Raw genomic sequence first — 14,876 nt, forward strand, 5'->3', positions numbered from 1 at the left:
ATATTTGGCGCCTTAGTGCGCGGAGGTCTTCCGCGCGCCGATTTCAACGTGCAGGAGATGAGCCGTGAGCCAGGAACCGGGTCACTACGACAAGGTGCAGGCGCAGGAGAAGTGGCAGGCCTTCTGGGAGGCCGACCGCACCTTTGAGCCGCTCGATGACGGTAGTCGCGAGCGCCGCTACGTGCTCGACATGTTCCCCTACCCCTCCGGCGACCTCCACATGGGGCACGCCGAAGCGTACGCCATGGGCGATGTCGTCTCGCGCTACCTGCGTCTCAAGGGTTTCGACGTCATGCACCCGATCGGCTGGGACTCCTTCGGGCTGCCCGCCGAGAACGCGGCGATCAAGCACAACACGCACCCGTCCGAGTGGACCTACGCCAACATCGAGACGCAGGTGCGCTCGTTCAAGCGCTACGGCCTGAGCCTGGACTGGTCGCGTCGGCTGCACACCTCCGATGAGGAGTACTACCGCTGGACGCAGTGGTTGTTCCTCCGGTTCTTCGAGCGCGGGCTGGCGTACCGCAAGGACTCCTACGTCAACTGGTGCCCGAAGGACCAGACCGTGCTCGCCAACGAGCAGGTCGTCCAGGGGCACTGTGAGCGCTGCGGTACCGAGGTCACCAAGCGCAAGCTGAACCAGTGGTACTTCACGACCACCGACTACGCCCAGCAGTTGCTGGACGACATGCAGCAGCTGGAGGGTGGCTGGCCCGAGCACGTCCTCGCCATGCAGCGAAACTGGATCGGCCGCTCCGAGGGCGCGCACGTCCAGTTCGCCATCGAGGGCCGCGACGAGCCCGTCACCGTGTTCACCACCCGCCCGGACACGCTGTTCGGCGCCACCTTCATGGTGGTCGCGCCCGACAGCGAACTGGCGCAGGAACTGGTGACCGCCGCCCAGCGCCCCGCCTTCGACGCCTACCTGGAGCAGGTGAAGAAGACCACCGAGATCGAGCGTCAGTCCACCGAGCACGAGAAGACCGGTGTCTGGCTGGGTCTGAGCGCCACCAACCCTGTCAACGGGGAGCAGGTGCCCGTCTGGGCGGCCGACTACGTGCTAGCCGACTACGGCACCGGCGCGATCATGGCCGTGCCCGCTCACGACCAGCGCGACCTGGACTTCGCGCTGAAGTACGACCTGCCCGTGCGCACGGTGCTGGACGTGGACGGCACCGACCCGGCCGTCACCGGTGTCGCGACGGTCGGCGACGGCGCCTACCTGAACTCCGGGCTGCTGGACGGCCTGACCGACAAGTTGTCGGGCGTGTCGACGATCATCGCCCAGCTGGAGGAGCAGGGCACCGGCACCGGCACCATCCAGTACCGCCTGCGGGACTGGCTGCTGTCGCGCCAGCGCTTCTGGGGCTGCCCCATCCCGATCGTGCACTGCGAGCAGTGCGGTGAGGTCGCCGTCCCCGACGACCAGCTGCCGGTGAAGCTGCCCGACCTGCGCGGCGCCGCCCTCGCTCCCAAGGGCATCTCGCCCCTGGCCGCGGCGACGGACTGGGTCGCCACGACGTGCCCCCGGTGCGGCGGCCCGGCCAAGCGGGACACCGACACGATGGACACGTTCGTCGACTCCTCGTGGTACTTCTTCCGCTACTGCTCACCCCACTTCGCCGACGGCCCGTTCGACGTGGAGGCGGTCCGCAACTGGATGCCGGTCGCCCAGTACGTCGGTGGCGTCGAGCACGCGATTCTGCACCTGCTGTACATGCGGTTCTTCACCAAGGTGCTGCGCGACATGGGCATGGTCGACTTCGACGAGCCCATGCTCAAGCTGCTGAACCAGGGCCAGGTCATCAACCAGGGTCGCGCGATGAGTAAGTCGCTCGGCAACGGTGTCGACCTGGGCGCGCAGATCGACGAGTTCGGCGTCGACGCGGTCCGCCTGACCGTCGTGTTCGCCGGCCCGCCGGAGGACGACATCGACTGGGCGGACATGTCCCCGGCCTCGAGCCTGAAGTTCCTGCAGCGCGCCTATCGCATCGCATCCGAGGTGACGTCGACGCCTGACGTGGACTTCGCAGCCGGCGACGCTGCGCTGCGCAAGGCCACGCACAAGGCGATCGGCGAGATCTCCCAGCTCATCGAGTCCGGCCGCTTCAACGTGGCCATCGCGCGCACCATGGAGCTCGTCAACGCGACGCGCAAGGCGATCGACGGGGCCGCTGGTCCGGCCGATCCGGCCGTGCGGGAGGCCACGATGTTCATCGCGCAGTCGCTGAGCCTGGTAGCGCCGTACGTCGCGGAGGAGATGTGGGAGGCCCTCGGCCTGCCGCCGTCGATCGCGAACAGCATCTGGCCCGCCTTCGACGAGTCCCTGACCCGGGACGACACCGTCACGATGGTCGTCCAGATCCAGGGCAAGATCCGCGGCAAGCTGGAGGTCCCCGCCGACGTGACCGAGGAGGCCGCGCTCGAGCTGGCGCTGGCCGACGAGGGCGTCCAGCGGTCTCTCGCCGGTCGTGAGATCGTCAAGGTCATCGCGCGCCTGCCGAAGATGCTGAGCCTCGTGCCCGGCAAGTGACCCGCGGGCGGCCGACGCCGCCCGACTCCGGCCCCACTGTCGACGGTGGACGCCAGCCTTGTCGACAGAAGCCACCGCCATGGCGGTGGCTTCTGTGTTCAGGTTCGCGGTTGTGCCCTTAGGTGGCGTCAGGCGCGGTGCTGGAGGGTGGCCGCGAGGCGGTGCTTGAGGGTCGTCTCCAGCCGGTCGAAGCGCCTCTCGAGGGCGACGATGCCGAGGTGGCCGTGGCTGAACTTCAGGACCAGCGCCAGGCAGGCCGCAGCGGCCAGCACGCCGAAGATGAACATGACGGGGTAGCTGATCCACGTCGCGAGGACCGCGAGGATCGCGGGGACGAAGAACCCGAGGTAACCGATCGAGTAGTAGACGGCGGTCAGGCCTGCGAGGTCGTCGGCGGTCGCCATGCGGCGGACCTCGCTCAGCCCGGCGACCAGGGCGAGCCCGTAGCCGCAGCCGAGCACCACCGCCGCGGCGAGCACCAGCGCGAGGTTCAGAGTGCGCGAGGCTCCGGCTGCCAGCGCCATGCCGGCCACGAGGATCACGAGCGAGACGACCGAGGCGCGGGCGGAGCGGTCGGTGTCGATCGCCTTGCCCAGCACCTGAACGCCGAGCCCGGCGCCGAGTGTGACGACGGTCATCAGGGCGGAGAAGGCGATGGGTGTGTCGCCGACGTGGCCGAGCATGAGGCCGGGCAGGACGGCGTAGGCGGAGCCGACGGCGCCGAATACCCACGGGGCGAGCGGGAGCACGACCAGCAGGAAGCGGCGATGCCTAAACGGCGGCACGCGCAGGTCGTCGCGCAGCTTCGGGCGGGTTGCCCGCGGCTCGACCTCCCTGGTCTCCGGCACGCCGAGCAGCCACAGCCCCGTCGCCAGCGTGAGGACGATGTGAATGAGGTAGGACAGGGTCGTCGGCCACGGGGCCCATTCCGCGAGCGAACCCGAGACCCCGGCGCCGACCATGAACCCGCCCGTCAGCGCCAGGGCGGAGCGCCGGGGCCCTGCGTCGGGGTGGTCACCGCGGCTGAGCTCGGTGATCCAGGTGCCGCCGACGGCCATGACGAGACCCAGCGCGATGCCGCAGAGGATCCGGCCGACGGCGAGCAGGGGGCTGGTCTGTGGGAAGAGCGCCAGCAGCAGCGAGCCGGCCAGGCTGAGGGGTGCGGCCGGGAGCATCAGGGGGCGACGACCGTAGCGGTCCGACAGCGGGCCGCCGATCAGGAGGGCGGGGACGATCCCGAGGACGTAGGCGCCGAGCAGCATGTCCACGATGACGGCCGAGAAGGAGCTCACCTGGCGGTACATGACCAGCAGCGGCGTGAACTCGTTGCCTCCCCATGCCACCGCCATGAGCGCGGCGGCGACGGGCAGCCAGGGGCGCCTGCTACCGCTCATCGGGTCGCCTCCGGGTAGGCGCCGGACAGGTGAGCGGCCAGCGCCGCGCGGAAGCCCTCGGCATTGCCTGCCGTGAGCAGGTCGATCAGCGCGCTGTGCTCCTCGACGAACCCGCGGGCGTCGTCGAGCGTGGTCGTCCTGTGTGCGAACATGCGGTCCTGCCGCTCGTGAAGCGTGACGGCGAACGCCGCGAGCAGGTCGTTGCCGGTGGCGTCGATGAGCTGCTCGTGGAACGAGGAGTCGAGGTCGCCGTAGGTGGAGAGGTCGCCCGCATCGAGGGCCGAGTCCTGCGCCGACACGATGCGGCGGAGCCGTCCGAGCGTGTCGGCCCGCCGGCCCGGCGGCTGCTGCGCGATGGACGCGCCGCCGTGACCCTCCAACAGGAGACGGGCCTGGAGCACGTCGTCGGCCTCGCCGGCGGCGACCGGCACGACGAGGGCGCCGCGCTTCGGGTAAAGCTGGAGCCATCCCTCCGATTCAAGGCGGAGGAATGCCTCGCGCACGGGCGTGCGGCTGACCCCGAGCTCCGAGGCCACCTCGCCCTCGCTGAGCATGGTGCCTCCCGCCAGTTCCGAGCGCAGGATCTGGTCCTTCACGTAGCGGTAGGCGGTCTGGGCTGCTGAGGGGGTCGCTGCAATGGACACGCCTCCAAGCTAAACATGTATGGAACTTGTATACAAGGTGAGGCGCCGCGTGACCACTTCCGGGCAGCCGACTTCTCCACAGGTGTCCCGGAGCCTGACGCATCGGGGGAGGGATCGGCCATCACGGTCGCATGGGACGAAGTGACGCAGAGGAGCTCATCCGCGCGCGGCTCGCGTACCTGGGCGCCGGGCGTCGCGGGCTGGGGGAGCCGCGGCGTGGAGTCGTCGAAGACGCAGCGCCGACGTCGCCTCCGCAGACCTCGACCCCGGCAGCGCCAGGGTCGCCACGGTTCCCGGTGCAGCTCCGCCACGTGGCCGTCGTCGCGCTGCTTGTCCTGGTCGGTATCGGGGTCAGCCTCGCGACGCTCGGCCGCAGCTCGGCCACCGAGGTCCCGGTGGAGCCGGTCGTCGTGACGAGCGGGTCGCCGGTCGCTCCGACCCCCTCCGCGGCCGGGGCGTCGTCGGCCCCGCTGCGGGTGCACGTGGCCGGTGAGGTCCGCAGCCCCGGCGTCGTGCTCGTCAGTCCTGGCGCGATCGTGCTGGACGCGATCGAGGCCGCCGGAGGCCTGACGAAGGAGGCCGATCCTGCGCTGCTCAACCTGGCGGCGCGGGTCGCGGACGGCGTGCAGATCGTCGTGGGCAGCAGCCGGAGTCCCGCGGGGGAGATCGTGGGCGAGGCCACCGCCACCCAGGGGATGCTGGTGAACCTCAACACCGCCACCGCCGCGCAGCTCGAGGAACTGCCCGGGGTGGGACCCGTGACCGCCGCGGCGATCATCGCGTGGCGCGAGGAGAGCGGCCCGTTCAGTGCGGTCGACGATCTGCAGGAGGTCAGCGGCATCGGGCCGAAGACGTACGAGCAGCTCAGGGAACTCGTGACGATATGAGCGCCACGCATGACCTGAGGCTGGTGCCGGTCGCGGCCGTGACCTGGGTCGGCGCCTGGGTCGGCGTCTCCGGATGGCGTCCCGAGCCCCAGGTGCTGCTTCCGCTGACCGCGGCGCTGGTGCTCGCGATGGTCGTGGCGGCGCGGGCAGGGCGGTGGTGGCTCGCGGTGTGCCTGCTGGTACTCACCTCCTCCTCGCTTGCGGCGGGGGCCCTCTCCTGGCAGCGCCACGGGTCGCCGGTGGCCGAACTCGCGGCGGCCGGGCGGGTCGGCACGGTGGAGTTCGTGGTGCGGGCGCTCCCACATCAGGGTGCGAGGGCGGTGGCGGTCGACGCCGATTTCGCGGAGGTCCAGGCCCGGGGCGTGAGGGTCGAGGGGTCGGTGCCTGTGGTGCTGCTGGGCTCGGGCGACCGGGCCGACGATCTGCTGGCGCTCCGGGTGGGCGCCAGGTACCGCGCGGTCGCGCGGCTCGGCGCCGCCGAGTTGTCCGATCGCGAGGCGGCCGTCGTGAGCCTCCGCGCGGCCCCGGAGGAGCTCGCGGGGCCGGGGTCCACGGATGCCTGGGCGGCCAGCCTGCGGGAGGGGCTGCGCTCCGCGATGAGTCACTCCCCGCCGGACCAGGCCGCCATCGTCCCCTCGCTGGTGGTCGGCGACACCAGGGCGGTGGGCGAGGAGCTGCGGGAGGACTTCCGGGCCACGGGGTTGACGCACCTGATGGCCGTCTCGGGGGCGAACCTGTCCCTGATGCTGGGGGCGCTCCTGGCCGCGGCCAGGGTCTGCGGGGTGCGAGGGTGGGGCCTGCGGGGCCTCGCGGTCGCCGGCGTCGCCGCGTTCATCGTGCTGTGCGGCAGTGAACCCTCGGTGCTCAGGGCGGCGGCGATGGGGCTGATCGCGCTGGCGGGGATCGGCGCGGGGCGCGGTCGACGCAGCCTGCGGGCACTGTGTCTCGCAGTGTGCGTCCTGCTGTGGCTGGACCCGTGGCTGGCGTCGTCGGCGGCGTTCGCGTTGTCCGTGCTGGCCTGCGCGGGGATCGTGCTCATCGGCCCCTTCCTGCTCGCCTCCCTGACGCGTTGGCTGCCCGCCTGGCTCGCGGAGTCGTTGGCGGTGCCCATCGCGGCCCAGCTGGCGACCCAGCCGATCGTGACGGGGATCAGCGACCGGGTCTCCGTCGTCGGTGTGCTCGCCAACGTCCTGGCCGGCCCGTTCGTCGGACCGACCACCGTGCTGGGCTTCCTGGCGGCCTTCCTGAGCCCGCTGGGGATGCCCGCTGTGCCGCCGGCCTGGCTTGCCGGGTGGTGTGCCCAGCCGATCCTGTGGCTGGCCGGAGGCGGCGCAGCGCTGCCGAGTGCCTCCTGGGAATGGCCGGCGACGACATCGGGACTGCTGCTCGTGGCTCTGGGCTCCGCCGCGCTGGGTTGCCTGCTGGTGGCCGCCCTGCGGAGCCCGTGGGGCGGAGCTGCCTTCGCGGCGCTCCTCGTGTCCGCGTGCCTCGTCCGACCGGTGCCGCTCGGTTGGCCGGGGGAGTGGGGCGCGGTGTTCTGCGATGTCGGCCAAGGCGACGCCACGCTCATCAGGGCCGGGCCCCGGGCTGCGGTGGTGATCGACGCCGGGCCGGAGCCCGCGCCTGCGCTGACGTGCCTGGACGCGGCGGGGATCGACGCGGTTCCTCTGCTCGTGCTGACGCACTATCACGCCGACCACGTCGGCGGCGCGACGGAGATCATCGCGCGCTTCAGGCCGGGGCTCGTCCTCGTGCGCGGCGGTGCCGTGCCCGCCTGGCTGAACGCCGCGGCCGGTGCGGTCGGGGCCACCGTGCGCTCCACCGTTCCGGGCGAGTCGATCGTCGTGGGCGATGCCACCTGGACGACCGTCTCCACCGGGCAGGCCCCACCCGGGCCCGGGGCCGCGGAAGAGGGGGAGGGGAGCGCGGAGAACGACGCGTCGGTCGTCGCCGTGGCGGAGTCCGGCGGGCTGAGGGTGGTGCTGCCCGGCGATGCGGAGCCCGCTGGTCAGGCGTCGGCGCTGCGCGGTGCGGCGCGACTGGGGATCAGCCTGTCGGCCGGCGTCCTCAAGCTGCCCCATCACGGGTCGGCGCGCCAGGAGCCCCGGTTCTTCGCGGCCACGGGAGCCAGTCTTGCGGTGGCGAGCGCCGGTCGCGACAACGACTACGGCCACCCGGCCGAGGCGGCCCTCGAGCTCAGCATCCGGCTCGGCATGACGGTCGCGCGCACCGACGAGCAGGGCTCCGTCGCTGTCGCCCTGGATGAGGCTCGACTCGTCGTGCGGGCCGCGCGCTCCCCCCGGGGGTAGTCCGCCGGTCTGATTCACTACGCTTCGTAGTAGTATTGCACTAAACAGAACGAGTGTTTTGCTTGGAGGGGTGTATGAGCGACCTTGGTCTCGATATCGGGTCCACGACGGTCAAGGCCGCTGTCATGGACGGAGAGCGTCTCGTGTTCAGCGCCTACCGGCGCCACAACGCCGACGCCCGTGGCGCGCTGCGCGACCTCCTCCACGACATCGACGAGGCCCTGCCGGGGCGGGAGTTCCGCTGCCACGTCACCGGATCTGCGGGTCTCGGCGTCGCCGACCTGATGGGCGTCGGCTTCGTCCAGGAGGTCATCGCCTCGACCGAGGCCATCGAGAGGTTCAACCCGACCGCGGATGTCGTGATCGAGCTCGGCGGCGAGGACGCGAAGATCACCTACCTCCATCCCGTCGTCGAGCAGCGCATGAACGGCACCTGCGCCGGTGGTACCGGCGCCTTCATCGACCAGATGGCGACGCTGCTGCACACCGACGCCGGCGGCCTCGACGAGCTCGCGTCCCGGTACCAGAACCTCTACCCGATCGCTTCGCGGTGCGGGGTGTTCGCCAAGTCCGACCTGCAGCCGCTGCTGAACCAGGGCGCCCCGCACACGGACCTGGCGGCCTCGGTCTTCCAGGCCGTCGCGACCCAGACCATCGCCGGCCTGGCCTGCGGCAACCCCATCCGCGGCAACCTCGTGTTCCTCGGCGGGCCACTGCACTTCCTGCCCCAGCTCCGCGCGGCCTATGAGCGCGCGCTCGGCGATCACGTCACGTCGTTCACCACCCCGGCGGACGCCCATCTCTACGTCGCCATGGGGGCCGCACTGGTGGCGGGTCAGCAGACCGAGACACCGCGCCACCGTCTCACCGACCTTGCGGACGGGCTGCGTCAGCGCACCCTGATCCCCCTGGCGACCACGAGGCTGCGGCCTCTGTTCCTCGACGACCAGGAGCGCGAGGAGTTCCTGACACGCCACGCCCGCGCCACCGTCCCGCGCCGGGAGCTGTCCGAGGCGAGCGGGCCGGTCTTCCTCGGCATCGACGCCGGCTCCACGACGGTCAAGGCCGTCGTGACCACCGCCGACGGCGAACTCCTCTTCACGCACTACCAGGGCAGCAACGACCCGGTCTCCGTAGCCTCGGCCATCCTGCGCACCGTCTGGGAGGCGCTCCCCGAGACCGCCTACCTTGCCCGCGCCTGCGTCACCGGCTACGGGGAGGGCCTCGTCAGGGCCGCGCTCCGCCTCGACGACGGCGAGATCGAGACCATGGCGCACTACCGGGCCGCCGAGCACCTCGCGCCCGGCGTCACCTCGGTGATCGACATCGGCGGCCAGGACATGAAGTACCTGCGGATCCGCCGCGGCGCGGTCGACTCCATCGCCGTCAACGAGGCATGCTCGTCCGGCTGCGGGTCCTTCCTGCAGACCTTCGCCGCCACGCTGGGCACCGACATCCAGAGCTTCGCCGCCCAGGCGCTGACCTCCACGGCACCGGTTGACCTCGGCACCCGGTGCACCGTCTTCATGAACAGCTCGGTGAAGCAGGCCCAGCGCGAGGGCGCGTCGCCCGCCGACATCGCCGCAGGCCTCTCCTACTCCGTCATTCGCAACGCCCTCTACAAGGTCATCAAGCTGAAGGACGCGTCCCAGTTGGGGGAGCGCGTCGTGGTGCAGGGCGGAACCTTCCTCAACGATGCCGTGCTGCGTGCCTTCGAGCTGCTCACCGGGGTCGAGGTCGTCCGGCCAGACGTCGCGGGACTGATGGGCGCCTACGGGGCTGCGCTGACCGCCCGCCGGAACTGGGGACAGGGAGAACGGTCGCAGGCCCTCGACCTCGACGAACTCGACGCGCTGCGGGTCGACACCTCCATGGACGTCTGCCGGCTGTGCCAGAATCACTGCCAGCTGACCATCTCCCGGTTCTCCGACGGCACCCGCCACGTCTCCGGCAACCGCTGCGAGCGCGGCGCCAGCACCGAGAAGGTGCCGCCGAAGTCCGAGCTGCCCAACCTGTACGACTACAAGTACCGCCGCATCTTCGGCTACCGCAGGCTCACCGCGGAGAAGGCCACGCGTGGCGACATCGGCATCCCCCGCGTGCTGAACATGTACGAGAACTACCCCTTGTGGTTCACGGTGCTCACGAAGCTCGGTTTCCGCGTGATGATCTCGGGCCGGTCCAACCATGAGCTGTTCGAGCGCGGCATGGACTCCATCGTCTCCGAGAACATCTGCTACCCCGCCAAGCTCGCGCACGGACACGTTGAATCGCTGCTGGACAAGGGTGTCGACACAATCTTCCTGCCCTGCGTGCCGATCGAGGCCAAGGAGGTCGACGGCGCGGACAACCACTTCAACTGCCCCGTCGTCGCCTTCTACCCGCAGGTGCTCGGCAAGAACGTGGCCCGGCTGCGGGAGCAGGGCGTGCGCTATCTCGCCCCGATGCTGAGCCTCGACGACCCCGCCAAGCTGGCCACCCGGCTCGTGGAGGTCTTCGCCGACTGGAACGTGACGCCGGAGGAGGCAACCGCGGCGGTCGAGGCGGGCTTCGCCGAGGACGCGGCGGCCAAGGCCGACGTGCGCGCCGAGGGCCGCCGGGCGCTCGAGTACCTCGCGAAGCGTGGCCTGAAGGGCATCGTGCTCGCCGGTCGCCCCTATCACGTGGACCCTGAGGTCAACCACGGCATCCCGTCGCTCATCAACGGCCTCGGGATGGGGGTGCTCACCGAGGACTCCATCCTCGACCCCACCGCGAGCGAGTTGGAGCGCCCGCTGCGGGTGCTGGATCAGTGGGCCTACCACACCCGCCTCTACGAGGCCGCCGCGCGCGTCGCCACCCGGCCGGACCTGCACCTGGTGCAGCTCAACTCGTTCGGCTGCGGGGTGGACGCGATCACCACCGACCAGGTGGCGGAGATCCTCGAGCGCTCCGACGACCTGTACACGCTGCTGAAGATCGACGAGGTCTCGAACCTCGGCGCCGCCACCATCCGGCTGCGGTCCATGAAGGCGGCCGCCGCCGAGCGCCGCGGATCCGCGACCGTGGAGACCCACGACATCGACCGCACCCCGCCGCTGTTCACCCTTGAGGCCCGCCGCACGCACACCGTCTATGCACCGCAGATGGCCCCGACCCACTTCCGGCTCATCGTGCCGGTGCTGAGGAAGGTGGGCATCAACGTCGAGCTGCTCGAGCATGCGAGCACCGAGGACGTCGAGGTCGGCCTGAAGTTCGTCAACAACGACGCCTGCTTCCCGGCGATCATGGTCGTCGGGCAGCTTGTGAACAAGATCCGCTCCGGCGAGGCGGATCCTGAGCGCTCGTCGGTGATCATCACGCAGACCGGCGGCATGTGCCGCGCCACCAACTATGTCGGGCTGCTGCGCAAGGCTCTGGCGGACGCGGGATACCCGCAGATCCCCGTGCTTGCCGTCAGCGTGCAGGGCCTCGAGGAGAGCCCGGGGTTCACGCTGAGCCCGTCGATGATCCATCCGCTCCTGCAGGCGCTGGTGCTCGGCGACCTGCTGCAGTCGCTGCTGCTGCGCGTGCGCCCGTACGAGGCGCTGGAGGGCAGCGCGAAGGAGCTCTACGGGCGCTGGGACCTGATCTGCCAGGAGTGGCTGCAGTTCTCCGGCCGCAGCGCGACGCTCGGACGGAGCGTCGGCTACTCGAAGCTGGTCCGGCTGATCGTGGGCGAGTTCGATGCGCTCCCGCTGACGGACGGCCCGCGGCGACCACGCGTCGGCATCGTCGGTGAGATCCTGGTGAAGTTCCACCCGGACGCGAACAACCACGTGGTCGACGTCGTCGAGGATGAAGGGTGCGAGGCTGTGCTGCCTGGCATGCTGCCGTTCTTCCTGATGGGGATGTACTCGTCGAGGCACCGCTACGAGACGCTCGGCGTCGGAGGAAGCTCGCGACACCTCAAGGCGATGGCGACGTGGCTCGTGGAGCGCTACCAGGACCCGGTCCGGCGCGCGCTGGCCGCCACGGGTGGCAAGTTCGACGTGCCGGCGACGATGAAGGAGCTGGCGGGCAAGGCCGACGGCATCATCTCGCTCGGCACCCTGGCCGGCGAGGGCTGGCTGCTGACCGCCGAGATGGTCGAGCTGATCGAGCTCGGTGCGCCCAACATCATCTGCGCGCAGCCGTTCGCCTGCCTGCCGAACCACGTCGTCGGTCGCGGCATGTTCGCCGAGCTGAGGCGTCAGCACCCTCGGGCCAACGTGGTGAGCGTCGACTACGACCCCGGTGCCTCCGAGACCAACCAGCTCAACCGCATCAAGTTGATGATCGCCACCGCCCACAAGCAGGCGGCCAGGGCAGGGGACGGGTTCCGGCTCGGGGCGGCCACGCCCGTCTCCCCGGTCGACGTCTGGGAGGACTCACTCACCCGCTGACGGCGAGTCCGTTAACGACCGATCGGCGGAGCTCCTCGCGGTCGGCCCCCGGCTGCAGCACGATGCGCACGACGAACCCGTGCATCGCGGCCAGGACGACGCCCGCGGCGTCCCTGGCCCGGTCATCCGCGTCGGATCCGAAACGCTCCCGGCCCCAGGGGGCCAGCGCACCGACGACGACGTCGAGGAGGTCGGTGACCGCGTCGCTGGCCAGCCGCGCGAGCTCCTGCTCGAACGGGACCTGCGACCAGACCTGCAGCAGCAGGGAGGCCGTCGCCTCGAACGGCTCGTCCTGCTCGAGGAGCAGCTGGTCGAGCACCTGGGCAGGTGTCGGCCGGTCTCGGGAGTCCAGCCCGGCCTGCAGGGACTCCAACCGGGCGGTGAGCACCTCTGCGATGGCGTGGCGCAGCAGGGCCGCCTTGCTGTCGAAGTGCGAGTAGATAGACCCGGCGGACAGGCCGGACTCCGCGATGATGTCCGCCATCGACGTGCTGGCGAACCCGTCGCGCACGAAACAGCGCAGCGCCGCCGCCGCGATCTGGTCGCGCCGGTCGCGGCGCGTGTCGTCGGAGAGGCGGGGCATGGGTCAGCGGGTCTCGCGGGGCTCGAGCCCGGCGGCCACGTACATCGCGTCGATGACCCGCATCTGCGCGACCGCGTTGGCGGTCCCCGTCAGCAGCGGGGCCCCGTCGCGCACGGCGGCGACGAAGGCGGCCAGCTGCTCCTCGTAGCTGGTGGGGGAGCCGGGCACGTCGTGGCGGGTGGTGACCCCGTCGACGGTGACGGCGATGGAGCTGGCGTCCTGAGGCTTCACGAAACCCTCGACCCGGATGGTGCCGCGGGTTCCGGTGACGGTGGCGCTCTGGCGCTCGACGTCCTCCAGCAGGGAGCTGGAGATCGTGCCCGTCACGCCGTCGGGGAAGCGGAGTTCCGCGGACAGGGCCTCGTCGAGCCTCGGGTCGGTCGAGGGCCGCGCGACGGCCGAGACAACCTCGGGTTCCGCACCGGCGATGGCGCGGGCGAAGAACAGGCTGTAGCACCCGAGGTCCATGGTCGCGCCGCCGGCGAGTTCCTGGATGTAGCGGATGTTCGTGCGGTCCGGCATGTGGATGTCGAAGTGGGCCGACACGTCGACGAGGTCGCCGATCGCGCCCTCGGCGATGAGGGTCAGCACCCGGGTGACGAGCGCGTGGTAGCGGGAGTGGATGGCCTCCATGACGACGCGGTCGGTCGCGTCGACCCTCCGCGCGACCTCCCGGGCCTCGGCCGCGTTGGAGGCGAACGGCTTCTCCACGAGGACGTGCCTGCCGGCGTCGACCGCGGCGACGGTCCAACGGCCGTGCTCCGAGTTCGGTAACGGGATGTAGACCGCGTCGATGCCCGCGTCGGCGAGCAGTGCCTCGTAGCTGTCGTGCACGGTGGGGATGCCATGCCGCGTCGCGAACTCCTGGGCCCGCGCCCGGTCGCGGGCGGCGACCGCGACGATCTCGACGTCCTGGTTGCTGGCGGCGGGTTCGAGCAGCGCGGACGGCGTGATGCCTGCGGCGCCGAGGATGCCGAAGCGGAGCGGTGCGGTCATGGGCTCTCCCCTTGAGACTGGCTGGTGTTGCACGAGTCTAGGGGCCACGGCACGCGCCCCGGGGTGACGGGTGCCGGGAGGCGCCGGGTTCGTTCCTGTCGGTGGGCGCTGGCAGAATCTCCCCATGCCCGCCTTCGGATCAGCCCTCCTCGTCACCGGACCCGAGCCACTGCTCGCCAGCCGCATCGTGGCCGACGCGAAGGCGGCCGCACTGCGCGAGCAGCCCGGGGCCGACGTCAACGAGATCACGGCGACCGACCTCGAGGACCACATGCTGTCCGAGGTCATCGGTGGCTCGCTGTTCTCCACCCACATCGTCGCGGTGATCGACGACCTCGGCTCCTGCCCGCCCGAGGTGGTCGAGCAGCTGGTCGACGTGGCGAGAAATCCCCCCGACGAGCTGTGTCTGATCCTCGTGCACCCGGGCGGCAACAAGGGTAGGGGAGTGGTCGACAAGCTGAAGAAGGCCAAGGTGCCGACCCAGATCGTTGCCGCGCTGAAGCCCAGCGAGCTCGGCCAGTTCATCACGGCGGAGGCGAGGCGCGCGAAGGTCCGCATCGGGGCCGAGGCGAACCAGGAGCTGCAGCAGGCGGTCGGGGGTGACCTGCGGGCGCTGGCGGCCGCGGTCAAGCAGCTGGCCGTCGACGCCGAGTCCGGTGAGATCGATAAGGCGCTCATCCACCGCTACTTCGCGGGTCGCGCCGAGGCGTCGTCGTTCAAGGTGGCCGACGCGGTGCTGGCCGGCAACGGCGCGGTCGCGATGGAGAACCTGCGGTGGGCCCTCGAGACGGGCGTGGCGCCGGTGCTGATCACCAGCGCGTTGGCGGGATCCTTCCGCGGCATGGGCCGGCTGCTGGACGCGCAGAGCCGACGGGTGTCCGGGGGCGAGCTGGCGCGGGCGCTGGGCATGCCTCCGTGGAAGATCAGGAACCTGGAGCGCACATCGCGCAACTGGCGATCCGGCGACGTCGCTCAGGCCATCCGCATCGTCGCCGAGGGCGACGCGGCGGTCAAGGGAGCGGCGACGGACGCCGACTATGCCCTGGAGAAGATGGTGCTGGCGATCCTCAAGCTGCGCAGCCGCTGACACGTGCGAGGGCACGCAAAACAGCGCCTTGACGACCGAG

9 protein-coding genes and 1 pseudogene are annotated in these 14,876 nt (G+C 70.8%); 6 read left to right on the forward strand and 4 right to left on the reverse strand.

Annotated elements, in window-relative coordinates:
* Window positions 1-64: 64 nt before the first annotated feature.
* A complete protein-coding gene (leuS, locus tag QH948_RS05570) occupies window positions 65-2,533 on the forward strand; it encodes a leucine--tRNA ligase (protein WP_281145864.1) in 2,469 nt (822 codons plus the stop codon).
* 128 nt (window positions 2,534-2,661) lie between these two features.
* On the opposite strand, the gene QH948_RS05575 is transcribed toward leuS, so the two are convergent.
* Both QH948_RS05575 and QH948_RS05580 read right to left on the reverse strand, forming a co-directional pair.
* Window positions 2,662-3,927, reverse strand: a complete 1,266-nt coding sequence (locus QH948_RS05575) for an MFS transporter (RefSeq protein ID WP_281145865.1) — start codon at window positions 3,925-3,927, stop codon at window positions 2,662-2,664.
* Entirely contained in the window at window positions 3,924-4,571 is a 648-nt protein-coding gene (locus QH948_RS05580; RefSeq protein ID WP_281145866.1) for a GntR family transcriptional regulator, read from the reverse strand. The genes QH948_RS05575 and QH948_RS05580 overlap by 4 nt, the downstream gene beginning before the upstream one ends.
* Before the next feature lie 131 nt (window positions 4,572-4,702).
* Between QH948_RS05580 and QH948_RS05585 the strand changes: the two genes are divergently transcribed.
* The 4 genes and pseudogenes from QH948_RS05585 to QH948_RS05595 all read left to right on the forward strand — a co-directional run bounded on the left by QH948_RS05585 (window position 4,703) and on the right by QH948_RS05595 (window position 12,170).
* Window positions 4,703-5,458 (forward strand): ComEA family DNA-binding protein, encoded by a 756-nt coding sequence (locus QH948_RS05585; protein ID WP_281145867.1) that lies wholly within the window; start codon window positions 4,703-4,705, stop codon window positions 5,456-5,458.
* A 596-nt stretch (window positions 5,459-6,054) separates the two neighbouring features.
* Window positions 6,055-6,825 (forward strand): annotated as a pseudogene (locus QH948_RS14195) (ComEC/Rec2 family competence protein); the annotation flags it as partial.
* Window positions 6,826-7,053: 228 nt separating this feature from the next.
* The gene (locus QH948_RS14200) at window positions 7,054-7,767 is read left to right on the forward strand and encodes a ComEC/Rec2 family competence protein (RefSeq protein WP_438874134.1); all 714 of its coding nucleotides are present in this window, start codon (window positions 7,054-7,056) and stop codon (window positions 7,765-7,767) included.
* A gap of 74 nt (window positions 7,768-7,841) precedes the next feature.
* Entirely contained in the window at window positions 7,842-12,170 is a 4,329-nt protein-coding gene (locus QH948_RS05595) for an acyl-CoA dehydratase activase-related protein (protein WP_281145869.1), read from the forward strand.
* Here the strand turns inward: QH948_RS05595 and QH948_RS05600 are convergent.
* Together QH948_RS05600 and QH948_RS05605 are read right to left on the reverse strand one after the other, a co-directional pair.
* The gene (locus tag QH948_RS05600) at window positions 12,160-12,753 is read right to left on the reverse strand and encodes a TetR/AcrR family transcriptional regulator (RefSeq protein ID WP_281145870.1); all 594 of its coding nucleotides are present in this window, start codon (window positions 12,751-12,753) and stop codon (window positions 12,160-12,162) included. The genes QH948_RS05595 and QH948_RS05600 overlap by 11 nt on opposite strands.
* Window positions 12,754-12,756: 3 nt before the next feature.
* On the reverse strand, window positions 12,757-13,749 hold the full coding sequence (locus QH948_RS05605; protein WP_281145871.1) for a Gfo/Idh/MocA family protein: 993 nt from the start codon (window positions 13,747-13,749) through the stop codon (window positions 12,757-12,759).
* Window positions 13,750-13,873: 124 nt separating this feature from the next.
* Between QH948_RS05605 and holA the strand changes: the two genes are divergently transcribed.
* Window positions 13,874-14,836: a DNA polymerase III subunit delta gene (gene holA / locus QH948_RS05610; RefSeq protein ID WP_281145872.1), complete on the forward strand. Its 963-nt coding sequence runs from the start codon at window positions 13,874-13,876 to the stop codon at window positions 14,834-14,836.
* Window positions 14,837-14,876: the final 40 nt, after the last annotated feature.

Source organism: Tessaracoccus lacteus (assembly GCF_029917005.1).
In the GTDB taxonomy this organism is placed as follows: Bacteria; Actinomycetota; Actinomycetes; order Propionibacteriales; family Propionibacteriaceae; genus Arachnia; species Arachnia lactea.